Annotated in this window: 20 protein-coding genes and 1 tRNA gene; 10 read left to right on the top strand and 11 right to left on the bottom strand. The window is 46.3% G+C overall.

Annotated elements, in window-relative coordinates; genetic code table 11:
- Positions 1-93: 93 nt before the first annotated feature.
- Positions 94-1,842 (bottom strand): RagB/SusD family nutrient uptake outer membrane protein, encoded by a 1,749-nt coding sequence (locus Q369_RS0118130; RefSeq protein WP_031529199.1) that lies wholly within the window; start codon positions 1,840-1,842, stop codon positions 94-96.
- A 46-nt stretch (positions 1,843-1,888) separates the two neighbouring features.
- Complete coding sequence (locus Q369_RS0118125; RefSeq protein ID WP_031529198.1) at positions 1,889-4,972, bottom strand: SusC/RagA family TonB-linked outer membrane protein; 3,084 nt, start codon at positions 4,970-4,972, stop codon at positions 1,889-1,891.
- A 198-nt stretch (positions 4,973-5,170) separates the two neighbouring features.
- Between Q369_RS0118125 and Q369_RS0118120 the strand changes: the two genes are divergently transcribed.
- A complete protein-coding gene (locus Q369_RS0118120; protein WP_031529197.1) occupies positions 5,171-6,214 on the top strand; it encodes a phosphatidylinositol-specific phospholipase C1-like protein in 1,044 nt (347 codons plus the stop codon).
- 53 nt (positions 6,215-6,267) lie between these two features.
- Here Q369_RS0118120 and Q369_RS0118115 read toward each other — a convergent pair whose 3' ends face one another.
- The 4 genes from Q369_RS0118115 to Q369_RS0118100 form a co-directional block, all read right to left on the bottom strand.
- Positions 6,268-8,628 carry a GH92 family glycosyl hydrolase gene (locus tag Q369_RS0118115; RefSeq protein ID WP_031529196.1) on the bottom strand — a complete coding sequence of 787 codons (2,361 nt, stop codon included), beginning with the start codon at positions 8,626-8,628 and terminating at the stop codon, positions 6,268-6,270.
- A 227-nt stretch (positions 8,629-8,855) separates the two neighbouring features.
- Positions 8,856-9,818: a sodium-dependent bicarbonate transport family permease gene (locus Q369_RS0118110; protein ID WP_031529195.1), complete on the bottom strand. Its 963-nt coding sequence runs from the start codon at positions 9,816-9,818 to the stop codon at positions 8,856-8,858.
- Between the two features lie 10 nt (positions 9,819-9,828).
- A complete protein-coding gene (locus Q369_RS0118105; protein ID WP_031529194.1) occupies positions 9,829-10,152 on the bottom strand; it encodes a hypothetical protein in 324 nt (107 codons plus the stop codon).
- Positions 10,149-10,385, bottom strand: a complete 237-nt coding sequence (locus tag Q369_RS0118100) for a hypothetical protein (protein ID WP_031529193.1) — start codon at positions 10,383-10,385, stop codon at positions 10,149-10,151. Before Q369_RS0118100 ends, Q369_RS0118105 begins: the two co-directional genes overlap by 4 nt.
- Before the next feature lie 86 nt (positions 10,386-10,471).
- Between Q369_RS0118100 and Q369_RS0118095 the strand changes: the two genes are divergently transcribed.
- The 3 genes from Q369_RS0118095 (at position 10,472) to Q369_RS0118085 (ending at position 13,426) form a co-directional block, all read left to right on the top strand.
- Positions 10,472-11,398, top strand: a complete 927-nt coding sequence (locus Q369_RS0118095; protein WP_031529192.1) for a LysR family transcriptional regulator — start codon at positions 10,472-10,474, stop codon at positions 11,396-11,398.
- A gap of 174 nt (positions 11,399-11,572) precedes the next feature.
- Positions 11,573-12,502, top strand: a complete 930-nt coding sequence (locus Q369_RS0118090) for an alpha/beta hydrolase family protein (protein ID WP_031529191.1) — start codon at positions 11,573-11,575, stop codon at positions 12,500-12,502.
- A 9-nt stretch (positions 12,503-12,511) separates the two neighbouring features.
- A complete protein-coding gene (locus tag Q369_RS0118085; RefSeq protein ID WP_031529190.1) occupies positions 12,512-13,426 on the top strand; it encodes a helix-turn-helix domain-containing protein in 915 nt (304 codons plus the stop codon).
- 205 nt (positions 13,427-13,631) lie between these two features.
- Here Q369_RS0118085 and Q369_RS0118080 read toward each other — a convergent pair whose 3' ends face one another.
- Together Q369_RS0118080 and Q369_RS0118075 are read right to left on the bottom strand one after the other, a co-directional pair.
- Complete coding sequence (locus tag Q369_RS0118080) at positions 13,632-14,048, bottom strand: hypothetical protein (RefSeq protein WP_031529189.1); 417 nt, start codon at positions 14,046-14,048, stop codon at positions 13,632-13,634.
- A 275-nt stretch (positions 14,049-14,323) separates the two neighbouring features.
- The gene (locus Q369_RS0118075) at positions 14,324-14,953 is read right to left on the bottom strand and encodes a hypothetical protein (protein ID WP_157488239.1); all 630 of its coding nucleotides are present in this window, start codon (positions 14,951-14,953) and stop codon (positions 14,324-14,326) included.
- Between the two features lie 10 nt (positions 14,954-14,963).
- Between Q369_RS0118075 and Q369_RS0118070 the strand changes: the two genes are divergently transcribed.
- The 3 genes from Q369_RS0118070 (at position 14,964) to Q369_RS0118060 (ending at position 17,602) form a co-directional block, all read left to right on the top strand.
- Complete coding sequence (locus Q369_RS0118070; RefSeq protein ID WP_031529187.1) at positions 14,964-15,341, top strand: hypothetical protein; 378 nt, start codon at positions 14,964-14,966, stop codon at positions 15,339-15,341.
- Positions 15,342-15,427: 86 nt separating this feature from the next.
- Entirely contained in the window at positions 15,428-16,402 is a 975-nt protein-coding gene (locus tag Q369_RS0118065) for a T9SS type A sorting domain-containing protein (protein WP_031529186.1), read from the top strand.
- 9 nt (positions 16,403-16,411) lie between these two features.
- Positions 16,412-17,602, top strand: coding sequence for a tail fiber domain-containing protein (locus tag Q369_RS0118060; RefSeq protein ID WP_051664132.1), 1,191 nt, complete (start codon positions 16,412-16,414; stop codon positions 17,600-17,602).
- 301 nt (positions 17,603-17,903) lie between these two features.
- On the opposite strand, the gene Q369_RS29775 is transcribed toward Q369_RS0118060, so the two are convergent.
- A complete protein-coding gene (locus tag Q369_RS29775) occupies positions 17,904-18,377 on the bottom strand; it encodes a choice-of-anchor Q domain-containing protein (protein ID WP_310589012.1) in 474 nt (157 codons plus the stop codon).
- A gap of 207 nt (positions 18,378-18,584) precedes the next feature.
- On the opposite strand from Q369_RS29775, the gene Q369_RS0118050 reads away from it, so the two are divergent.
- Positions 18,585-19,058 (top strand): DUF1572 family protein, encoded by a 474-nt coding sequence (locus tag Q369_RS0118050; RefSeq protein WP_031529183.1) that lies wholly within the window; start codon positions 18,585-18,587, stop codon positions 19,056-19,058.
- 249 nt (positions 19,059-19,307) lie between these two features.
- Here the strand turns inward: Q369_RS0118050 and Q369_RS0118040 are convergent.
- Positions 19,308-19,391: transfer RNA gene (locus tag Q369_RS0118040), tRNA-Leu, on the bottom strand.
- Positions 19,392-19,505: 114 nt separating this feature from the next.
- Positions 19,506-20,750, bottom strand: coding sequence for an ABC transporter permease (locus tag Q369_RS0118035; RefSeq protein WP_031529182.1), 1,245 nt, complete (start codon positions 20,748-20,750; stop codon positions 19,506-19,508).
- A 147-nt stretch (positions 20,751-20,897) separates the two neighbouring features.
- Here Q369_RS0118035 and Q369_RS0118030 point away from each other — a divergent pair, with 147 nt between their 5' ends.
- Both Q369_RS0118030 and Q369_RS0118025 read left to right on the top strand, forming a co-directional pair.
- The gene (locus tag Q369_RS0118030; protein WP_374754357.1) at positions 20,898-22,184 is read left to right on the top strand and encodes an asparagine synthetase B; all 1,287 of its coding nucleotides are present in this window, start codon (positions 20,898-20,900) and stop codon (positions 22,182-22,184) included.
- A gap of 167 nt (positions 22,185-22,351) precedes the next feature.
- Complete coding sequence (locus tag Q369_RS0118025) at positions 22,352-23,596, top strand: efflux RND transporter periplasmic adaptor subunit (protein WP_031529180.1); 1,245 nt, start codon at positions 22,352-22,354, stop codon at positions 23,594-23,596.
- Positions 23,597-23,598 lie beyond the last annotated feature (2 nt).

Raw genomic sequence — 23,598 nt, 5'->3', positions numbered from 1 at the left:
CTCTGCTAATGCGACCTTAAAGTTGACTAATGGTCAAAACAAAAACGAGGCTGTCCCAATTGAGACAGCCTCGTTTTTGTTTAATATAGGAATTTAATATCCCTGATTTTGTACCAAAAAGCCTTCCTGGCTGGAAGCTCCGTCAATGGCTCTCTGAGGAATTGGGAATAACCGTTTGTTGACATTGTTATCCGTTTTTCCTGTCCAGTTGCCTTCATATTTTCCAAAGCGGATCTGGTAGTTTCTTCTGAAACCTTCCCAATACAGCTCGAAGCCCGACTCGCGGAACAATATGTCGAGGTTAATGCTCGTCAGCGCTTTTGGAGTCTGGGCTGGCCGCGCATTTCTTGATGTTCTTAACTTATTGATGTCCGCCAAAGCTCCGGCATTATCACCATTTCTCAGCTTCGCTTCCGCACGCATCAGGTAAATCTCGCCCAGGCGGATCAGCACCAGGTCGACACTGCTGTAACTGCAGCAATTGTTTCCCGTGTGGCTGAACTGATACTTCGAAAAGCGATAGCCTGTGTTGTGCAAACTGCCCGGGCCGGTAAAGTCAACATTGCGGGTGTGGTTCACATAGGTCAGGTTCGCTCCGCTGGTTCTCCTGTTGATCACCGGATATATTCTTACTTTGCCGTCGGAGGATTTTAAAATATTGCCGCTTCCGTCTTTTCTGGGTCCCCAGATGATTCCACGCAAAATTCCCCTGTCCATTTCAAACTGCGTGGCCTCTACGGAGTAATAATGCTCCGTGTCATTCAATGGCGTAACTCCTGTAAGGTCTTTCAGATTTTCAGGGACAATGGTGTTTCTCTTGAAAAAACGCGCATCCGCATCAGCAGGGTCCGTGCTGCCATAAGCATCAACCCAGGTTTGGTAAAAGTCGGAAGTTGCTGCTACGGCGTCCGTTCCACGCGTATTCGGGAACTCCGGTCTTGGTATCTGATCACCGGATATAGACCAATATGCCCACCGCTGGTGATCGGTTTCCAGCACTCCCCGCTGGTCAAGCGCAAAGATCAGTTCCGGGCTGGTATGGTTGTCGTCACTGAACAAATCGAAGTATTCAGGAGCCAGTGAGTACGGTCCGGCAATGATTTCATCGGTGTATTTAATTACCTTGTCCATATCGTCCTTCCGGAATTCGGGCGTACCATACGGATTGCGATATACGGCAGCATTCAAATACAAACGCGCCAGCAAAGCTTTCACCGCATTCTGGTTCAGCCTGCCCGGATATTTGTCTTTGCTGATCACATCAACTACCGATAAAAGCTCGCTTTCGATATAAGCGATAGCTTCCTGTCCTCTCAGGATTTTGGATACATCACTCGAAAGCTCTTTTGTGAAAACCAGCCCCCAGTTGTCCAGCGCCAGCATATTCAGGTATGCTTTCATCGCAACCATTTCGTAGTAACCTGCCTGCGCCTCGGCATTGCCATTTTTAGCAGCTGCATTCAATCTTTCGGCAGCAATGACAGCTCTCGATAGAGTAAGCGTGATTTGCGTCCAGGTATCGGTTACGAGGCCATTACTTGGCGTCATCAAATGCTGGTGAACCGCGATGAACTTACCGCCGTCGTACCAGTCGGTACCACCCCGATAAGGAAGGATACCTTCGTCGGAAGCCACCTCCTGCAGTCCGAAATTGTTGGTATGCAGCCACACCCCGGCGCGGAGCAAACCGTATACCGGAGCTATGGACCCGCTTACAAGCTCAGCTTCGCCTGTTCCCGTGAGGGATTCGTCAAGTATTTCTTCATCCAGGCTTGTACAACCGATAAAAGCCAGTAGAAATGCGGCTATCGTGAGCGCCCTGTAAATTCCTGTATTTTTCATTACAATTTGGTTATCAAAGAATGATAGATAAATCCTTTATGTTTTGTTAAAATGTCACATTCAGACCCAACAGAAACGTTCTTGCTCTCGGGTAGGTAAAGCGGTCAATTCCGAATGTCTGGATACCGCCGGAAGCTGATCCCGTATTCACCTCCGGATCGAAACCTGAATAACTGCTGATCACAAATAAGTTCTGTCCCGTCAATGTAAGGCTAACCCGTTGAATCGAATTTCCCAGCCTGGTTCCTGCGAGATTGAGGTTGTAGGCCAGCGTGGCATTGTTCAATCTCATGAAAGATCCGTTTTCAAGATACCGGGTCGAAACAACATTGGCATTGCTCAAAGCCTCATTGGGATATTGAATGGCAAAATCAGTAGTGTTGTTTGATTTGGCCAATTGCGCCCTGCTGAACAAGGTCATAGTGGTGTGGTTGTAAATCTTATTGCCAGCCACGCCATTGAAGTTCAAACCCAGGTCAAAAGCCTTGTATTTGAGATTGAGGTTATATCCATAAATAATCTTAGGGATCGCGCTGCCTACTACTGCACGGTCATTGTCTAGTATCGCGCCGTCTCCATTCGTATCTCTGAATATATTTTGGCCGTTTTCCGCATTGATCCCGTCAAACTGGTACATATAGAATGCCCCCAGAGGTTGATTATTGATATAACCGTTAATCGTAGCCCCCGACTGGCCAGAACCCTGCGCTGCACCAGTTGCCAGGACTGCGTAGGGAGATTTCTCAACTTTATTCTGAATGTAGGTCAGGTTACCTCCGATGTTGTACGAGAAGTCACGCTTTGGATCGCTGCCGTAGTTCAATGTCAGCTCCACACCATTGTTCAGGATTTTCATATCCGGGATATTAGTCCAGTAGGTAGAAGTAGGCTGAACAGGGTCTGATGGAACCACTTCCAGAAGAATATTGGAAGATTGTTTATTGAAATAATCCAGCGTACCGGTCAGTCTGTTTTTGAATAACGCGAAATCAATACCGAGGTCAATCTGCGTGGATACTTCCCATTTCAAATTGGGATTCGCCAATCTTGTGAAGATAATCCCGTAAGGATACCCTTGCAGTGCCGTAGCATCCGTGTCAATCGGGTAAGTACTTACACTCCCGGCTCCTGTTTGCAAACGCTGCTCTAAATAACTTGCCTTGGTAATTTTGGATGGAATTTCCTGATTACCAGTTTGTCCCCAGCTGGCACGTAGTTTCAGGTTGTTAAAAGCCGAGCCGTTCATGAATGCTTCCTTGCTGATATTCCAGCCCAGGGCGAAAGAAGGGAAGTAACCGTATTTGTTATTCTCTCCGAACTTGGAAGATCCGTCGGCGCGTAACGTACCGGTAAACATGTATTTATCAGCATATATATAGTTTACCCTCCCGAAGAAAGATTGGAGCTCATTCTTCAAAGCATCCGAATTGACGGCCGTGGGCAGTGCAGTAGTACTGGTGTGATCCTGATAAATAGGGTCAATGTTGTTGTTTGCAAAGCCGCGGTAAGTCGTCGTTCTGCCTTCATCCAAAAACTTTTGGAATGAATGACCCGCCAGGAGCGTCACATTATGATCTTCACGTATCCAGTTATACGTCAATGTATTCTCGACGAGCTGATTGGTATTTGAACTCACTGTATTGTCCAGCACACCCTGGGAAACGTCGGACTCATTGACAACAGCCGGGAAAGGTTTGTACTGCTGATTTCTGTTGGTAGTTGAATAATCGACACCATAATTCAATTTGTACGTAAGGCCGTCGATGATTTCAATGGATGGAGAAATATTGGCCAGAATGCGGTGGTTAATTGCCTTGTCGCTGAACAGATTGTAACGGGCAAGCGGGTTTAATGCATTTGTGTTCAGCACGGTAGGCACCCCATTGGTTAAAGGAGCGATCGTCGGATTCAAACTAAGCATATCGCTCATGGTCGATATGATATCCGGCCGTAAATTCTCCGTGCGGGAAGCGGTTAAGTTATAGTCAACATTTAATCGGCCATTGAATGCCTTTTGATTCAGATTCAATTTTCCCGAATACCGTTTCAACCTGCTGTTTTTCAGGATCCCTTCCTGATCCTGGTAACCGACAGAAGTGAAATAGGAGAAATTTTCACTATTGGCTCCGCTCATCGATAAGTTGACGTTGTTTGAAACACCTCTCTGCGTCAATTCATCCTGCCAGTTCGTATTTGCTCCGAAATCCTGCAGCGTTCCGCCCGTAGCTACAACTTCCCGGCGGAAAGCATCCGCATCGAAAACATCGATTTTATTGGCAATGGAAGATATTGCCGTTGAGGCCGACAAACTCATTTGTGGTCTTCCCTTACCCTTTTTTGTAGTGATTACCACAACCCCATTGGATGCTCTGGATCCATATACAGCTGTCGCGCTGGCATCCTTCAATACGTCGATACTTTCAATATCGCTGGGGTTGATGAAGTTCAGCGGATTGGTGGGAACACCGGTAGCGGAATTGTCCAGCAAAAATCCGTCAACCACATACAAGGGCTGCGTTCCTGAACGAAGACTACCGATACCCCTGATAATAATGTCTTGCGCAGCACCGGGTTCACCGCTATTGGCAGCAATGGAAACACCCGCCAGTTTACCTTGCAGCAACTCGCCAGGGTTGGTCACGACGCCCCTGTTGAAACTTTCACTGCTGATAGAAGAAATAGCGCCGGTAATGTCCGACCTTCTTTGGGTGCCGTATCCAACTACAACGACTTCATTTAACTGCGATAGGTCCTGGCTGAGCTGGATAACGATCGACGATTGCCCGTTAAGCGGAATTGCTTTGGTGGCATATCCTACGAATGAAACTTCGAGAACAGCGGCGGCATCGGCGTCGATCACAAATTTACCTTCGGCGTTCGTCGACGTACCCTTTGTTGTTCCTTTAACAACAACAGTCGCGCCTGGCAGCGGCATACCCGCTTCATCTGTAACAGTACCCGAAACGGACTGTGCGACAGATCTTGAATTTAACAGAGAGTTTTCAGCCTGTAACGAAAGATTTGTATTGACATTCGCATAGAATGCCTGGGTAGGGTTAGTACTGAGTACAGCCCAGGGCAAACATGCGGAAAGACATACGAGCTTTGATAGACGTAATTTTGAACGCATAGAATTTAAGTTTTTACTTATGATCAGGGTTTAAAATTACCGTCCGAGAGGCGAGAGGAGCGTTAATACGCGTTATCATTGTATTAACAAAAGGTTACCAGGTTTTTGAAGCGGGGGCGCAGTGCTGTCTGGTAACACAAATTTAACACGGTGGTCCTTTTTCGCCGGCTACCTTTGCGTAGTACAAAACCATCGCCAATGAAAGCGCTACTAGGTCTGTTGCTCACGTGCTGTTTTCCTGTTTTTGCCCAGACGGACAACAATTTAAAGATTAACAAAACGCAGATAATCGGTTCACACAACAGCTATAAACAAGCTATTGAGCCGTCGTTGTTCAAGGTGTTTTCTCAAAAGGATTCCGCTGCGGCAAGCTCGCTCGCCTATGAACACATTCCGATTACAGCACAGCTTGACCTTGGCTTGCGCAACCTTGAAATCGATGTGTATCCTGACGAGAAAGGTGGGAAATATGCGAATCCGAAAGGACTGGAAATGGTTGCTGGTCAAAAACCGTATGATCCGGAGGGCAAAATGAAGCAGCCAGGGTTCAAGATCCTGCATGTACCTAACCTGGATTTCCGAAGTCATTATTTCACGTTAACTGATTGTCTCGACGATCTCAAAGCCTGGTCAGAGACGCATCCCGATCATACACCGGTTTACATTACCCTTGAAGTAAAAGGGAAAATTGCGAAGGCCGGCGAGGCTGAAGGCATTGTCGCCAAAGACTTTGACGAGCTTGATCAGGTACTGCTTGAGCACCTGGGGAAAGCGCATATCCTTATGCCTGACATGGTAAGGGGCGAATACGAAACCTTGGAAAGCGCCGTGCTGCACGATAACTGGCCGACACTAAAGGAAGCGAAGGGGAAATTCGTGTTTGTGTTGGATGATTCGGGCAGTAAGAGGGACATGTACATGGCTGGCCACCCATCGCTGAATGGCAGGACAATGTTTGCCAATGCATTGCCCGGCACACCGGAAGCCGCTTTTCTGATCAGAAATAATGCCAAATCGGCCGAAATTCCGGATTTGGTTAAAAAAGGCTATCTCATCCGCACCCGCGCCGACTCCGATACGCGTGAGGCGAGAAGGAATGATAAATCTACTTTCGAGGCGGCCTGCAAATCAGGCGCTCAGATCATTACTACGGATTACTACCAGAAAAGCACCCATTTTGAATCCGATTATTCTGTTAGCTTTGAAGGCAGTACCTATTTTAGGAAGAACCCGCTTTTTTAGGTAATCAGCGCGTAGGTACCTGCTCGACCGCCATTTTAACAGTACAGTTTGCATTACTGTGGTGAAGGTATTTTCGTTGCCGTACCCCAATTTACATTTGGCTGAGATCCCATTACAAAGGTGAGCTTGCCGCCCTTCATTAACTCGTCGCGGTAGAGCCAGCAATTATCAAGCGGTACCCCGTTGAACTTTGCAGACTGAACATATACATTCTCCTTTGAGTTGTTTACCGTTTCAATGACCAATGGTTTATTGTTGCCTAACGTAATGGAAACCTTCTTGAATAATGGACTTCCCAATTGGATAACCGGCCTCAAATCGGTAAAACCTTTTACGTCAAACAAACCGAGCGCATTAAGCACATACCACGATCCAAGCTGTCCCTGGTCTTCGTCCTGCCCATATCCATAACCGTGGATAGGGTCGGTACCGTAAAACTCGTTTCCAATCATTCTGGTCCATTTTTGGGTTAACCAGGGTTTTCCCGAAAAGTTGAATAACCAGCTGGTGTGTAAGTTTGGCTGGTTTCCGTGATTGTAAATAGAATTGATACCTGCGAAAGCATCGATCTTTTTACCGCCGCCAAAACCCAGTTTTTCCGAAACAGTAAAAATACTGTCAAGCCTGGCGTTGAAAACGTCCTTTCCGATCAGATCGATCAGTGCGGCCGGATTGTGAGGTACATAAAAGGTGTATTGCACCGCATTGCCTTCCTGGAATCCCCGCCAGGGCTGATAGGGATCAAACTGCCCGATGAATTTACCATCGGCAGTCTTGGGATGCATTAATTTGTTTTGTGGATTAAATATTTGCCGCCAGCCGTTTGACAACCCGATGAATTGATGGTAGTCCTCTGTTTTACCCAATGCCCGTGCCATTTGCGCCGCTGCGAATGCACTGAAACTGTATTCCAGCGTGTGGGAGCCTGCGAAGTTTGAACCGGTAGAATCGGTGACAAAGTCTTGTCCTTTCCTTTCCGTAAAAGGCACAAATCCATGGTCGAGAAATGCCTTGGTGTCCAGCTTTCCCGAGCCTACCGGGCGATCGCGGTAGTTCAGTTCATTGGCCTTCACTGCCTTGTAGGCCAGGTCCACGTCGTAGTTCCGGATGCCTGCATTGTAAGCACCCACGATCGCCAGCCCGACAAAGTTGGTACCTACTCCTGACACGAATTCACTGTTGGCAATGCCGTCGCCAAACCAGCCTTTATCCCTGAAAATCTGCAAATGGGTGTTCACAAAGCTTCCGTACCATTCCGGATACGACAGCGACCACAGCTGCGTAATGTTCCAGAAAGCGCCCCAGATCGCATCTGTATTAATAAATTCGGATTTCGGACCGTCGCCCATTTGCGCAGGTAACTGCCCGGTCTGCCCTCCATGTTTCGGATAAGCGCCATTCACATCACTGGCTATTCCCCTGCCCAGCAATGCGTGGAAAAGGCCTGTGTAAAACTTGATTTTGTTAGGCTCATCGGGATCTTCAACCACAAACTTGCCGAGCTGCTGCTGCCAGGTTGTCTGGGCCAGGGCTTTTGCTTTCTCGAAAGATAAATCCTTTGCCTCGGCCAGAAAGTTCTGTTTCGCATTGGCAGTGGACGTATATGACAAGCCGGTTTTTACTTCAATTGTTTCCCTGTTCTTTGTTTTATAGTTAAGTACCAGTCCGGCGCCTTTGCCCGTCGCGACGTTTTGATTTTCAAATACCTGATCGGCTGTGAAAGCGGTAACATGTTCCGGCTTTTTGCTAATCTCTCCGAAAAAATACATAGCTACTTTACCTGCCGGGTCGTAGATTTTCACATACTTGGGATACGTGATCACATAGCCTTCAAAGTGCGTATCGTCCAGCATTTTAATGCTGGCATCGGTTACAATGTCGCTTTCGCCTTGCTTGTTACCAATATCCAGGACGATATGCGACTGATCATTCTGCGGGAAAGTGTAGCGCTGAAAGCCGACTCTGCTGGTAGCGGTGAGCTCGGCGGTAACTTTGTAGTCATCCAGCAAGACTTTATAATAACCCGGCTGCGCGACCTGATTTTTTCTGTCAAATCTGGACCTGTAACCTGTATTTGTTCCTTCCAGGTCGCCGGGTTTGGTTTTCAATGCACCGGTTGTGGGCATGTAACTTACCCCGCCTATCTGCCATTCATGAAAATGCACAAACCCTTCAATCGAATTTTGGCGCGTGTCGTACCCGACAGCTTCCCAGCCCGAAGGATTGCCATAGTGCCCATTGGTGGACGGCGCCAGCTTTGCCATTCCGTAAGGTACAGCCGCAGGCGTGTAAAAAAACCAGCGGCTATGCGCAGTACCAATATCAGGATCAACATATTTCAGCAGGTTTTGCGCCGAAACCTGCGCCCATTGCATTATCAGCAAAACAAGGGATAAACTGATCTTAACTTTCATACAAATACTTCTGAACTAATGATGTGATATAAACTTCGCTGATGATAATTGTCGATAACAATAGGAGAGAACTGTTGTTCGGGGGCAAAATTTACCGAAAGTATTTTTGTTTTCTGCTATTTTAATGACCGAAGAAGCTTTTGTAAGTGGTGTTTATCTGGCGATTTATAGTAAGTGATAAAGTGGCAAATCGCACATAAGCAAACCCAAGTATCGACCAATAACTTTCAGAAATATTTAACTATCAAAAAGTAAATGGGCATGCCGATGGTGATGTTCACGGGGAATGTCACTGCAAGGGCCATGGGTAAAAATAAGCCGGGGTTAGCTTGGGGGACCGTTATTTTCATTGCTGCGGGGACTGCAATGTAAGAGGCGCTGGCTGCCAGCACGGCGAAGATAAAGCGGTTGGCAATGTCGGCGGTGACCAATGAACTTAGCAGGGCGAATATGCATCCGTTGGCTAGGGGAATCAGTACTGCAAATAGAAACGGGAACCAGCCAAGTTGAAAGAATGATTTGAGCTTGCGTCCGCTTGTGATCCCCATATCCAGCAGAAAGATTGCCAGAAAGCCTTTGAAGAGATTATTGGTAAAAGGCTTAATTCCTTCCGCTTGTTTTGCATCAGCGAAATACCCGATCAGCAGGCTGCCCAAAACCAGCAGCACGCTGCCGTTTGTAAGGGAGTGCTGTATCACCGACCGCTTCGTAACCGCATTGGTTTTCTCTGTTTCAAAGAATGAAATTAGAATTAGCCCGACGATGATAGCAGGAGATTCCATTAAAGCCATGACAGCGACCATGTACCCGTGGAGGGTAAGGTGAAAGGACTCGAGGTAAGAAACTGCGGTGACAAAAGTCACCGCACTTACCGAGCCATACGCAGCAGCAACTGCCCCCGCATCATACACTGCAAGCTTCGTTTTCAGGATGAAAAAGGTGTAGAAAGGGATTGTCAGGGCAATGAAAACCCCAAAAAACATTGACCAGATGATTTCATGGTTAAACATTTCATGGGAAAGCTCCTGTCCTCCCTTGAAGCCGATCGACAGCAGGAGATAAATTGAAATGAATTTGGAGGAGTTTGGGGGGATTTCGAGATCACTTTTGAGATATACCGCGATAATTCCGAGAATGAAAAATAGTAAAGCTGGGTTTGTAAGATTTTCACCGAGTAGATTCAGATTCATATACTAGATTTTAGCTATTTGTTTCAAAAGCGTTTTCTGTGCTACCAGAACCAATCTGGGGTATTAGCTCGACCTGAATTGTCGAATGTACTTTCAGGTTACACCCCGTGGCCTTCGCCAGATCTATCAAGGCAGCAAGTTCCTGGTGAGTTTGTGCCAACTCTCTTACCCTTTCGTCATCGGAGCGGTCTCTCGTGCCGAACCGCTCCTGCTGACTGAAACTTTTCCTATGGTGGAAAGTGATTTTAGAGTTCACCAGGCTAAGCAGTACTTCTTTGGCTTCATCGGGCTTGAAAAGCCCTTTTATCAATTGGAATCCTTCTGTAGTTTTCATAAAATCGATTTTGAGCAGTGATTAAAATGCATTTGTGAAACCATCATTGACCTTGTCCCAGGAAAATCCTGGTGTACCATTGAATTGTAGAGGTTTTCGGTCAGATAGACCTGCTCAACTAGCTCAATGAAATCCATTTCCAACTGTGCGCCGCCCCACAGAATGATCTCGATCGTAGCATCCATGATTTCGGGCCCGATGCCGTCCCCTTTTGCAACTGTAATCTTTGTCATGAATTTTCTCTTTTTTTTTGCAAAATTGGATGGGGAAATCCATTTATTTTTATTTATGTTTTAAATGATATCCATAAGATTTATTTATGCATTATACCTTTAATCAGTTGCAGATCTTCCTGGTGGTAAGTCGGCTTAAAAGCGTGACCAAGGCGGCAGAGGCATTGAATCTGACGCAACCAGCTGTTTCGATCCAGTTGAAAAACTTTCAAAATCAATTTGATATCCCATTAACGGAGGTGATTGGACGAAACCTGTTTATCACAGAATTTGGCAGGGAGATTGCGCAGGCAGCCGAGCAGATCCTCGACCAGGTTAATGCGATCCAGCATAAAAACCTGGCTTATCTGGGTCAGCTTACCGGCAGCTTAAAACTGACAGTGGTATCGACCGGAAAGTACGTGATGCCCTATTTTCTATCTGATTTCCTGAGGCTTCACCAAGGCATTGAGCTGGTCATGGATGTGACGAATAAGGCCAGGGTAGTGGCGAGCTTGCAGAACAATGAAGTCGACTTTTCACTCGTGTCGATCTTGCCGGACAAGCTCCAGATCGACCATCTTCCTTTATTGCAAAACAAGCTTTTCCTGGTGGGTAATGCGGATAGCAGCCATTCCGGGGAAGGTTTGATCGAGCATAGCGCGCTGGAAGACCTCCCGCTGATCTACCGGGAACCGGGATCGGGAACAAGGCAAACCATGGAGCGATATCTGGAAAATGCGCAGTTGAAAGCGCGAAAGCGAATGGAACTAACCTCCAATGAAGCTGTAAAGCAGGCTGTTCTGGCGGGGCTCGGATATTCTATCATGCCTCTGATTGGTATAAAAAATGAGCTGTTAAACGGAACGCTTAAAATTCTACCGATCAAGGGCTTGCCGATCAGGACGGAGTGGAGCCTGGTCTGGCTGAAAGAGAAAAAACTTTCACCCGTAGCGAAAGCCTATCTGGAATTTTTAAAACTGGAAAGGGCCAATCTGATCAGTAAACACTTTGAATGGTTTCAAATGTACTGATAAGCTTGCCGCCACGTGAATGCTTGTCAACCTCTTTACTTTCCCTCCAACATCCCTCATCAGGTGATGGATTCATTTCCTGAGTTTGGCTACGCAATGCCCCGATTTCACTACGCCGAGGAGACGAAGGCTGATGACCTTTGCCTATCTCAAAATTCAAAATCAATAATAAAAATGAAACAGTCACAAACACCCATCATGAGTTTTAGTCCGGTTGTATTACCAGTTGCCGGCCGTCACGTAGACCTTGAAATAAAAGTTTCTGCTCCTGCTAGCGGAAACAACCTGCCGGTCATACTTCTTTCGCATGGACATGGGCCCTCTAACTTTCTCTCTTCATACAGAGGATATGGCCCCATGGTAGATTTCTTCGCGGCAAATGGTTTTGTTGTCATTCAACCTACTCATCAAAATTCCCGAGCACTTGGGCTCCCGTCATCGCTTCCGGAAGCACCCTTGTTTTGGAGTTCACGGGCAACGGACATGCAATTTATCCTGGATCATTTAGACGAAATTATTTCAACAGTACCTGGCTTAACCGGAAGAGTCGATAAAGAAAAAGTTGCTGCGATCGGCCATTCCATGGGCGGCCAGACCGTAGCCATGCTGGCTGGCATGGAGGTAACTGATCCCGCAACAGGTAAAATAGTGAATGCCGCAGAACCGAGATTAAAGGCGCGGGTGCTGATTGGCGCCTCTGGTGGACCCGAAGGATTTAACGGGGTCAACAGACAGCACTATCCTGTGTTGGCCGCCGGCAATTTCAGCACGATGACTTTACCCGCACTCGTTGTGAATGGGGACAAAGACATAAACCTCATGTTCTCTGATGTGGACAATTGGCGTGCGGACGCTTATTATCAAAGTCCCGGTCCGAAGGACCTGCTGACCGTGTTCGGCGCCGAACACATCTTTGGTGGCATATCAGGGTACGATGCCCGCGAGACAAGTGATGAAAATCCGGAACGTGTTGCCTTTGTTTGTGAAAGCATTCTTGCGTATGTTCGGAGTACATTCGATCCGAACGATCCAAGTTGGGAAAACGCCAAGAAAGCGCTTAACGGCGTACCGGGTGCATTAGGCAGCATTGAAAGTAAATTATAAACAGACAATATGAAGGATGAGATGTCTAACCATCGATTCAATTCCTTATCAAGGTTGCATAAGGCGCTGGACATACCGGCACCTATGCACCCATTGGTAAGTTTAATCAATAATGCTGCAGGGACCATTCCGCTGGAAAGACTTCCCAGTCCCCACATTCTGAATTTTTACAAGATCTCCTATAAGATGAACTTCCAGGGGAAGTTTAAATACGGGCAGCATTACTACGATTTCGATGAGGGGGGAATGTTCTTTGTTTCGCCAAATCAGATCACAGGAGGTCACGCCCCACTTAGTGATCAATCCGGTTATACTTTACTTTTTCACCCGGATTTTTTATTGGGTTACGAACTCGCCAGGAAGATTAAAGAGTATGGATTTTTTTCCTATTCTATTCATGAAGCGCTGCACTTATCGGAGAAAGAAAAAACCACGGTCATTTCTGTTTTTGAAAATATTGAAGAAGAATTAAAAGACAGAATTGATAATTTCAGCCAGGACGTTGTTATTTCTCAGATCGAATTGCTGCTGAATTATGCCAACCGGTTTTACAGCCGGCAATTTATTACCCGTAAGGCGGTAAGCAGCGATCTGCTTCAAAAGGTAGAAGGCATTTTACACGCCTACTTTCAGTCACCACCCGCGAAAAAGCAGGGGCTTCCAACTGTCCAATTTCTGTCTGAGCAGTTAAACGTGAGTGCGAGTTATTTAAGTGATATGCTGCGATCACTTACAGGGCAAAATACGCAGCAGCATATTCATAACCACCTGATTGAAAAGGCAAAGGAACAGTTATCAACAAGCGACGCTTCGATAAGTGAAATAGCGTATGAATTAGGCTTCGAACATCCCCAGTCTTTTAGCAAACTTTTCAAGCTCAAAACCAGTGTATCGCCTTTGGATTTCAGGCGTTCTTTCAATTAGAGTATGTATGAGTGTAATTATTAGATTGTCTCAGGAACTCAGTGCGACAGACAAAAAAGATACGATGAAATCCGAGATAACGATTTAAGATATTTTTTCGCCCAAAAACGTATCAAAACGTGATCCTTTTTTGTATAACAAAACGGACGTTTATGAGACTTTTTGCCATCTGGTACAACTTGTGCCGATGAAGAGAATCTACCAATTATTTGCTGGCCCGGATGGAGGCGATATGTGTATTTCTGCTTTTACCTGCAAAATTCAGATACAGTTTGTTACCGTTTATACTGCCGATGTATAAACCATCCTTGTAGACAATGTATTCACCCTCACCTTTTCGAATATCAAATAAACCTAAAGGATCTGTATACGGTGTTCCCAGTGCAATCCCTTTTCGTAGAATACTAATTTGGTATTCATCTACTTTTGTAATTTCCAACTCGGATGTAATAGCAACCTTTCCATCCATCAGTTGGGGAAAGTTGAGCGTCTCACCTTCTATGTTATCAAGGGTGGTGATTTGATATATACCAGAAATATCCGGTAACACTACCTCATCAGCATCTTTCTGGCAGGCAAAAAAGGTACTCCAAATGACAAGTAATAAAACGGTCTTTCTCATAAAAATTCAGTTTTACCACAAATAAAAAATATGCTAGATTATCAGAATGTTAAATTTAATCTACTACGTTAAAACGAAATAGGATTCAGACAATTTCGAAATCCAGTAAAGCAGCAATGCTAAAAACTTTCCAACAATAGCAACTGTGATGCAAACGGAAGTGGAAATCACCGATACAGCTACATTGATCAGCCGGGAGACGACCGCACGCGTTATTACGGGTTAAAATGTAGTGTAGGTGTTTTCGATAGCGAAAGCAGCTGCTGGACGAAGTGTTAGATCTTGTTCAACTTGTGAATCACTTCAACCACCTCTTCAAAAGACAGCTCATTTACTTCTTTGTTTTGTATATCGATTTTGTTTGTCTCGATCAGTTCTCTTAATTGACCCTTACTTAAATAGTTGCCTAGGCAGCCATCCTCCACTCTTGGAGAGTCCCTGGGTACATAAACAGTTGCGTTAATAAGCAAAATTCTCTTTTTCTCACCTTTATGATCGATCCAGCCTTTGTTCCACTTTGTGGACTCTGTCGCCAGTAAGCCTGCTAAACTGGCTCCGTGAGCTGTTTTGTTAAAGAACTCTTTGGGAGAATCTTTGTCAATAAAAACTGCTGAAAATCTTCCAACTATATCAAATCGGGCAAACATATTCCAGTTTTGCAGATCGTCTGAATATCCTAAATTAAAATAGTCAACATCGTTGTATCGGATTGCCCATGGCAATAAGCCTCTGTTCTTTTTACTAGTCGCAGGATTGAGAATTTTTTTGGTATGTACGTGCCGGTCACTTTCAGATTTTATAATTGCCTTAGTGTTAACCTCCTTTCGGTTCAAAAAATCAGTAGTATTCGCATAAAAGGCTAACGGTTTTTCTATATCCTGGGCACTTGAAATCGACACAGACACGATTAATAAAATGAAGGAGATCGTTGATTTTAGCATTGCTTTTGTAAGTGATTTTTTTAGCGATAGTACTGGAACATTTATTAAAACAACTACCGATACCGGGCGAGCCAAAGAGATTCCAGGTAACAAGAAACCGCCTCAGCGAAGACCTCATGATGGACTCGACAATCAGCTTCCTTTTGAATGGAAAGAATTGCTGCTGGAAAAAAGATACAACAACAAGTGGCTGTCCGAAAAATGGAGTACAAATGATAGCTGCCCTCTTGCCGATCGGCGCACTTTCAACACAATATACGGTTATAAAGCTTTCCTGAGAAGTATAAACGGGGCACGCCAGCCAATTTTTTTCTTTTTAAATGATAACGTTTCGACTACTTCGAATAGCTAAGATTCTAAAACAATGAGGTTAGAATTAATTCGACGATAGCTTTTGCCTATTCAAGTACTAAATTCTTTTTCATTAAACTATTTACTATGATAAAGTACTATCTTATCCTTTTACAATTGGCATGGCTTCCCGCTAAACCGGTGCAGGCGCAGTTTTTTGCGGGTGCCGGGGGTTTCTTCATCTCTTCGGGGACACAGGTCAGCCTGAATGGCTTGACGATGCAGCCAGCTGCTGATTTCACCATTGCTTCAAACAAGCTGACCATCTCCGCTACACCTGTAACAGGCAATCCGGCGAGTATTGCAAAGGTTTACACGTTTAGTCAGCCTGTTGACTATGTCGGAAATCTTGGACTGAAATATTTAACCAGCGATTTGAATGGGAATAATGAAAGCACTTTGCAGCTGGCGCATGGTAATCAGACCTTTGTTACAACCACTGGTGGCGTAGTGGATCCAGTTTCACATTACATATTTGCCAATCTCGCCAGCCTGACAAACTTTACATCCGTTACAGCTGCGCAGGAAGGCGCTTTGCCGGTGACACTGGTTGCATTCCGGGCGCACCGCATGGAAGGCATGACATGGCTTAACTGGCAAACTTCGGCGGAGGAAAACAGCGACTTTTTCGAAGTCCAGCAAAGCATCGATGCCCGCAAATGGAATTTCTTAGGTAAGGTGAGTGCCTCCAGAGACAGCAAGGAATTAAAGGACTATTCTTTTCAGGACGCCGCCCCGCGGAGCGGCCGACAGTATTATCGCTTGAAAATGACAGATGCCGACGGAAGCTATGCCTATAGCGCTATCCGCAGCATTGATCTTGGGTCTGTGGAAATAGCCAGCGTATATCCCAATCCGCTAACAGACAAATTCACCATTGCCGCAGCTAAAAATGCAGTTAGTCTGGAACTTACTGATGTTACAGGACAGCACCTGCTGAATCTTCCCAAGCCTGTTGACGGCCAGGAGGTCAATATGGAAAATTATGCGGCAGGGATCTATCTGTTACATTTCAAAATGGCAGACGGTAAAAAGGATGTTGTAAAAATTTTTAAATACTAAATCATAACAATGAAAAAATCTATCCTATCCTCTCTATTTATTGCAGTTTCCTTCTACGCCAGCGGCCAGGTGGGAATTGGTACAATAACCCCTAAGGCCGGTCTTCACGTTGCAGACAGCAGCGTTCTTTTTTCAGCCCCCGGGGACGTTAGTTTAAGCCCGTCCGGTATTCCCGCAACCGGTGAGGGCCGCCGCATGATGTGGTATGCAGACAGGGCAGCATTTCGCGCAGGATATGTGGGGGGCGGAGCAAGTACTAACTGGAATGACAACAACATTGGCAACTATTCCTTTGCTGTGGGGTTCAACACGGGTGCGTCTGGAGAAAGCTCTTTTGCTGTCGGTCAATCCAGTATCGCGTCTGGTAACTACTCGGTGGCGTTAGGCGCTGGCAGTAATGCTGTTGGAGAAAGGTCCATGGCGGTCAACGGCACTGCCTCCGGCATCGGCGCAATGGCATTAGGTTATTTCGCGGAAGCTGCTAACAATGATGCATTGGCACTAGGGTCCTTATCCGTAGCAACTGGAATGGGATCCATTGCAATTGGGCCGTCTATCGCCAGGGGCTCTTACTCCGTTGCAATCGGCTTGGTAAACTCCGCCTCGGGAGATTTTTCAACTGCATTGGGCAAGAATGCACGGACACGCCATCGTGGATCTTTTGTAATAAGTGACGCAAGCGCATCATTCAGTTCCGACAGTGCATATAGTACTACTATTAACCAGCTTACCATGCGATTTTCTGGTGGGATGCGACTTTTTACGGATCAGCAAATGACTTCCGGTGTAACCTTGGCTGCCGGAGGCGGGTCTTGGAATGTAGTAAGCGACAAGCGCAAAAAAGAAAACTTCAATACTTTTGATGCCGAAACTATCCTGCAAAAAGTGGCTAAAATGCCGGTGACCACTTGGAATTACAAAAGTCAGCCGACCACAACCCGACACATTGGTCCGATGGCGCAGGACTTTTACGCCGCATTTGGACTCAATGGAATTGGCAGCGACACGACCATTAATTCGTCCGACATTGATGGTGTAAATATGGCGGCTATACAAGCCCTCGAAAAGCGCACCAAAGCGCTGCTGGAAGAAAACCAGCAACTTAAAGCCAGGCTGGAAGCACTGGACGGAAAGATGGCCGCATTGGAGAACAGAATGTCAGACGCCCGACAAAAAGAAGAAGTAGTTACTTCAAGATGAGTTTGCGGACGCTGGCTGAAGACAGAAAGCAAAAAACGGAACTTTTGACGATTTTTCGTCTAAGTTCCGTTTCGTACCGGCAACGGAACAAATGTCGAACCAGCTGCTTTACAACCTAAGGAAAATTTCTCAGTTAAGTGTCTGAAAATGAAATCCGGAACCCTAGCTGCATGTTGACCTCAGTACGGTAGGTGGTCATTTTTTCTGTACTCTCTGACCTCTCAATCTTTCTCTCATTTGTTTGTTTTACACCCTTCACTGTCCATACAGACCCTTGAAGTCAATCTGGCATTAACGGAATCTAAGGCACGCTTACTGCACCACCAACCGGTGTACTTTGCCATTGAAGCAGCACGGAGTGGGCTGGCTCAACCTGAGCTGTGAAACTTATAAGCGAGACGAGCAAGGCAGTGGCGTCGAACTCATAGGCACCCATATCGATGCGTCCTCCATCGAAACGGGGATTGCCCGCAAGGTCGGTGGCTCCATTGATCGCGCTGGTGCTGTTGGGGTCACCTGCGTTTAGGGCCTCTGAACCCATACGAAGCCGGCAATTGGTTGTGTTTACAAACGGCGAATTGGTGGTGGTCAGGTTGCCCGTTCCGGCGTTATAGCCTGTTATCGTCGATTCGAATAAGCAATAACTGGTCAGGATGAGAGCACCCTGTTGGTTGTTGAAGGTACTGGTCTCGCCGTTACCCCATACTACACAATTGGTCAACACAGGGCGGCTAATTCTCCGAAAACTAACGAATGAGTGGGCTGCTGTTACCATTAAAATCGCCGTCGTTGAAAATAGCTCAATATTTCGGACCATTAATAAATTACAACGTGTGAATACTTGGTACAGGAATGTAAAAATATTAAGAATCATATCTCAACAGCACGGCTACAATGCTTCTTGTGAACTAACGGACATAGCACGCAGGAATATCTGGCTATTAACTAATTTCACGGACCGAAAAATTAAAACAACTCAGGAATGGAGAAGGAGAATTATCAAACCTTATTTGCAAGGGATCTTAGCAAATTAAGCAATGAAATAGCGCAATACCACGATGAAGAGCAGCTATGGGTGAAGCTGCCGGGCACTTTGAATAGCTCCGGTAATCTCTGCCAGCACCTGATCGGCAACCTGCGCACTTATGTAGGGCTCACGCTCGGCGGTTTTGCTTACGTTCGCGACCGGGATGCCGAGTTTAGCGGCAGGTACTTTACAAAAAGGCAGCTATTGTCCGAGCTTGAAACTTTAAAAGAGATTGTATCTGCAACGATCAATATGCTGGACGAACAAAAGCTAGCATCAGGTTACCCGCGCGAAGTTCTGGATATGTTTCCCGAGCAGACAACGGATTTGATCTTGCAACATTTACTGACCCACTTTTCCTATCATTTAGGCCAGATAAATTACCACCGCAGAGTTGTGATAGCAGGTGTTGGCCAAAATGAAATTTGATGAAGCGAAAAGCCTTGTGTAGTCTTCCGCTAAGCGTTTTGCTAATGCATGTGGTGCGAATACAACTATGGGGTAATAAAGAAAGTATTTGCAAAAAGTCTGAGCCCCGATGACGCTTCCGGAGCACTCGGTCAGGTGGTCATCCCTCCCGATAAAAGAGAAGTAACTGGGCTTAAAAGCGCGAAAAAATAAGCTTTTATAGAACTTTAACACGAAAAAAGCCCCTCAACTTGCGTTGAAGGGCTTTTGTACCCAGAGCCGGAGTCGAACCGGCACGAGTGTAACCTCATTGGTGTTTGAGACCAACGCGTCTACCGATTCCGCCATCTGGGCATTCTCTTACTTGTTGGGAGTGCAAAAGTAGACAGAAAAACAGATTAAGCAAGTTTCAGGGAGAAAAATTTAGTATCAAATCAGACTTTAAATGCCGGTAGGCTGCTAACTTCTTTATTCATAGCGCAATGCTTCGATCGGATCGAGGCGCGATGCTTTGATAGCCGGGTAGATGCCGGAAATCACACCTACAAACACACAAACTGCGATTCCCATTGCCATCCAAAGCCACGGTACAACGAACGAGCTGTCGCTGCTGATGGAGGTGGAGATCACATTTCCAATGATAATTCCCAGGAACAATCCGCCGATCCCACCTAGAATGCACACCACAATTGCCTCAATCAAAAACTGAAAGCGGATTACCCGCGGCGTAGCGCCCAGTGATTTACGGATTCCTATTTCGCGGGTCCGTTCGGTTACCGAAACGAGCATAATATTCATCAAGGCAATGGACGCGCCAAGTAGCGTAATAATGCCAATTCCGAAACCGCCCAGGCGAAGGTAACCCGAGACTTCTTCGAAATCCTTTGCAATCGCATCGGCGCGATCAATTTCAAAGGAATCCTCCTTGCCAAGCGGGTCGTGGCGGATCGTGCGCATGATGCCGCGGGCTTCTTCCACAATAAAATCGCCGTCGGCGATATTGGGGGCAGAGGCTGTCGTGCTGTAAGCAAGTGTCCGGTTTGCGGCCAGCCCGCGTGCGTTTTCCAATGGAATAAGAATGATGCGGTCCGAGTCATTGTCTCCGCCCAGCGATCCTTTCTTTTGCAAAACACCGATCACCTTGTACCGGCTGCCCATAAATGTGATTTCCTTGTTGATCGGATCGGCGCGCACGAAAAGCTTGCGTGCTATTTCCTGCCCGAGCACAGCCACATTCAGCGACTTCTCCATGTCGTTGCGGTCAATATTCCGGCCCTGATCGATCTTATAACCTTTGATCCCGATATACTGATCGTCTGTTCCAACTACACTGCTGTTTGGATTAGTCTTTTTTGACTGGTAATTAACCTGAACTGCGCCTGCGATATCCGAGGAAAGTGAAACCCGGGCGTCGTATGAATCTTTAAACTTCTGCGCAAATGCGACTGCCTGGCGATAATTAATCGCTGGATATTGCTTGCTCCGCCTGCCACGACTGAAAAACCCGTCATCATAGCGGTTTCGAATTGTGAATGTGTTGGCGCCGAGATCCGCAAAGCTGCTGTTTACGGAACTTTGAATTCCCTCAATGGCTGTTAGTATACCCACGAGTGAAGTAATGCCGATTGCAATGATCAGCGCGGTCAATACTGTTCTCAGCAGGTTACTTTGAATAGACCGGAGGCCTTCGTCAACATTTTCTCGGATATTCATAAGTAGGATAGCGAATGCACCAGAATGTATTGTTCGTCGTTAAAAAGACCGGAGTCCCGAAATAGCAATCAACGTTTCAGACGGTCTATGTTTCTGACGAGTTGATTTTATTTCTATATTTAATCATTACAATATGTAAAACTGCGCATGAAACCGGAAAGAATCAAACCAGTGATACGCCTGATTGTCCCGCTTATCATTTTTTTGGCAGTCTCATTCAAAGGGATGTCCAACAGGATTTTAATCCCAATGGACGAAAGCCAGAAGAACCATTTGAAGGCTTATGGAATATCTTTCTGGATATTGAAAAATTTTGAAATGGAAATGGACTGGCTGCTCAACTACCGCGGGGGCAGCTTTATGGTGGCGCACAGCCAGCAGCTCGCTTCCGAAATGACGGTGCGGGGCGTTAGTTTTGAGGTGATATCAGAAGGGCAAGCAGGGCAGATACTCTCACAGATCAGCGCTGCGGACGTGAACATGGATGCAGTAAAACTGCAAAAAGCGCCGAAAATTGCGGTTTATTCCCCCAAATCTAAATTGCCCTGGGACGATGCGGTGACGCTGGTGCTGACTTATGCTGAGATACCTTACGATGTGATTTACGACGAAGAGGTACTGAGCACCAAACTGCCGGAATACGACTGGCTGCATTTGCACCACGAAGATTTTACGGGGCAATTCGGAAAGTTTTATCAATACAAGGATTTTCCCTGGTACCGCGAGCAAAAGAAAGAAGCTGAGGAAACTGCAAACAAATTCCAGTTTGCCAATGTGCCGCAAATGAAGCTGGCAGTAGCCAAGCGGATCGCCGAGTTTGTGGCGGGAGGAGGATATATGTTTGCGATGTGCAATGCGACGGATACATTTGACATTACCCTCGCCGCTGACGGGATTGATATCGTGGATGCGATGTATGATGGTACCCCGGCAGATCCGACAGCAAACAGCAAGCTGAACTACGATAACACGTTCGCATTCCGGGATTTTAAAACCATTCCGTACCCTTACGAAATCGAATTCTCGGACATTGATAACCAGCCCGACGAGCGTGGATTGAACGAGTCAAACGATTTCTTCTCGCTCTTTCAGTTTTCTGCCAAATGGGATCCCGTACCCAGCATGCTGACGCAAAATCACAAGACAATTATCAAAGGATTTTTGGGGCAAACAACTGCATTTAAAAACAGGCTGATCAAACCGGAAGTGATCATCCTGGCGGAAAATAAGTCAGCGAAAGAAGCCAGATACATTCACAGCACGCATGGGAAAGGCTTTTTTACATTCTACGGCGGCCACGATCCTGAAGACTACCAGCATCGGGTGGGAGAGGAGCCAACTGATCTGAACCTGCACCCGAATTCGGCAGGGTACCGGCTTATTTTGAACAACATCTTATTCCCGGCTGCAAAAAAGAAGAAGCTCAAAACCTAGCAGCCATTTTCCTGTTCTATAACACACAAACCGTGCGGATCCGCACGGTTTTTTGCATTTGCAAAATGAGGTAAAGTCTTGTTAGTAAGTGATTTATCAATTGGCATGATATTCGGATTAAGTAAGGTACTATTAGCCATGAACCTTACTTAAAACGAAAGCCTCCAATGGACCGGGAAATCGCCCCCCACTATCTGAAAAACTCGCGACATCGACGCTTGCTGCTGATTGTAGCAGCCGCCGTCGCGCTCGGGTTTGTGATTTACTTTTTTAGAAGATCGCTTTCCAGCACGTTGGAAAGCGCGCGGATCAGAACTGCTGTGGTTGAAACCGGAGATGTTGAAAATACATTAACCGCAAGCGGAGAGATCATTCCTGCTTACGAGCAAATTTTCACCAGCCCAATCCGGGCGAGCATCAAGCGCATTTTGATCACGCCAGGTACGCAGGTTCAGCCTGGCCAGGCGCTGGTGGAGCTTGACAAGTCGCTGACAGAGATCGAGTTTGAACGTTACCAGGACCAGCTAGAATTGAAGCGGAATGGGATCGATCAGCTTAAAATGAAGTTGAATAAGGATTTGTTCGACGCAGAGATCAATGACCGGATCAAGTCTTTGAACATTAACAAACTACGCGCCGATTTTGAAGATGCAAAGCGCCTGCAAAAAGTAGGTGGCGGTACTTTTGAAGACATTACCCGTGCAGAAAATGCATTGAAAATAGCGGAACTTGAAAAAAGCCTGTTGGAAAACGACCTGCGCTACAACCGCGAATCAATGGGCGCCAGCCTGAAAGAAACCGAACTTGGCGCGCAGATCGAAGGTAAAAACCTGAAAGAATTACAGCATAAGCTGAAAATGGCCGACATCGTCGCCGATCGAAAAGGGGTACTTACCTGGGTCAATGAAAATATAGGTTCCTCGGTGAATGAAGGCGAAATGCTCGCCAAGGTGGCTGACTTGGGAAGTTTCCGGGTAGAAGGCAGCTGCTCCGACGTATATGCAGATCAGGTTAAGACAGGTTTGCCCGTCATTATCAAGGTGAATGAAGCTGAACTGCGCGGCATGATCGCCCAGGTGAAGCCTTCCGTGAAAGACGGGGTGATCGGATTTACCATTCAACTGGAAAATGCGAGAAATGAATCGCTCAGGCCCAACATGAAAGTAGAGGTATACGTGGTGACCAACAAGAGCAGCAAAACCTTGCGCGTAGCCAATGGGCCGGCATTTACCGGGAAGAGAAAGCAGCATGTATTTGTCCTGCAAAATGGCGTAGCGTATCGCAGGGCTGTTGAGCTGGGGTTATCGAATTTCGATTTTGTAGAAATTAAAAGCGGTTTGAAAGTGGGAGAAAAGGTGATCCTCAGCGACCTGAATGCGTATGAACATCTGGAAGAAATTACCATTCAATGAGC

The organism is Dyadobacter crusticola DSM 16708, assembly GCF_000701505.1.
In the GTDB taxonomy this organism is placed as follows: domain Bacteria; phylum Bacteroidota; class Bacteroidia; order Cytophagales; family Spirosomataceae; genus Dyadobacter; species Dyadobacter crusticola.
Note: the sequence above shows the minus strand (reverse complement) of the source record. Positions and strands in the feature narration are given on the sequence as shown.

Bases quoted from the DNA above. Each gene is read 5' to 3' on its own strand.
- Q369_RS0118130 (WP_031529199.1), bottom strand. From the start codon at position 1,842: ATGAAAAATACAGGAATTTACAGGGCGCTCACGATAGCCGCATTTCTA.
- Q369_RS0118125 (WP_031529198.1), bottom strand. From the start codon at position 4,972: ATGCGTTCAAAATTACGTCTATCAAAGCTCGTATGTCTTTCCGCATGT.
- Q369_RS0118120 (WP_031529197.1), top strand. From the start codon at position 5,171: ATGAAAGCGCTACTAGGTCTGTTGCTCACGTGCTGTTTTCCTGTTTTT.
- Q369_RS0118115 (WP_031529196.1), bottom strand. From the start codon at position 8,628: ATGAAAGTTAAGATCAGTTTATCCCTTGTTTTGCTGATAATGCAATGG.
- Q369_RS0118110 (WP_031529195.1), bottom strand. From the start codon at position 9,818: ATGAATCTGAATCTACTCGGTGAAAATCTTACAAACCCAGCTTTACTA.
- Q369_RS0118105 (WP_031529194.1), bottom strand. From the start codon at position 10,152: ATGAAAACTACAGAAGGATTCCAATTGATAAAAGGGCTTTTCAAGCCC.
- Q369_RS0118100 (WP_031529193.1), bottom strand. From the start codon at position 10,385: ATGACAAAGATTACAGTTGCAAAAGGGGACGGCATCGGGCCCGAAATC.
- Q369_RS0118095 (WP_031529192.1), top strand. From the start codon at position 10,472: ATGCATTATACCTTTAATCAGTTGCAGATCTTCCTGGTGGTAAGTCGG.
- Q369_RS0118090 (WP_031529191.1), top strand. From the start codon at position 11,573: ATGAAACAGTCACAAACACCCATCATGAGTTTTAGTCCGGTTGTATTA.
- Q369_RS0118085 (WP_031529190.1), top strand. From the start codon at position 12,512: ATGAAGGATGAGATGTCTAACCATCGATTCAATTCCTTATCAAGGTTG.
- Q369_RS0118080 (WP_031529189.1), bottom strand. From the start codon at position 14,048: ATGAGAAAGACCGTTTTATTACTTGTCATTTGGAGTACCTTTTTTGCC.
- Q369_RS0118070 (WP_031529187.1), top strand. From the start codon at position 14,964: ATGAAGGAGATCGTTGATTTTAGCATTGCTTTTGTAAGTGATTTTTTT.
- Q369_RS0118065 (WP_031529186.1), top strand. From the start codon at position 15,428: ATGATAAAGTACTATCTTATCCTTTTACAATTGGCATGGCTTCCCGCT.
- Q369_RS0118060 (WP_051664132.1), top strand. From the start codon at position 16,412: ATGAAAAAATCTATCCTATCCTCTCTATTTATTGCAGTTTCCTTCTAC.
- Q369_RS29775 (WP_310589012.1), bottom strand. From the start codon at position 18,377: ATGGTAACAGCAGCCCACTCATTCGTTAGTTTTCGGAGAATTAGCCGC.
- Q369_RS0118050 (WP_031529183.1), top strand. From the start codon at position 18,585: ATGGAGAAGGAGAATTATCAAACCTTATTTGCAAGGGATCTTAGCAAA.
- Q369_RS0118035 (WP_031529182.1), bottom strand. From the start codon at position 20,750: ATGAATATCCGAGAAAATGTTGACGAAGGCCTCCGGTCTATTCAAAGT.
- Q369_RS0118030 (WP_374754357.1), top strand. From the start codon at position 20,898: ATGAAACCGGAAAGAATCAAACCAGTGATACGCCTGATTGTCCCGCTT.
- Q369_RS0118025 (WP_031529180.1), top strand. From the start codon at position 22,352: ATGGACCGGGAAATCGCCCCCCACTATCTGAAAAACTCGCGACATCGA.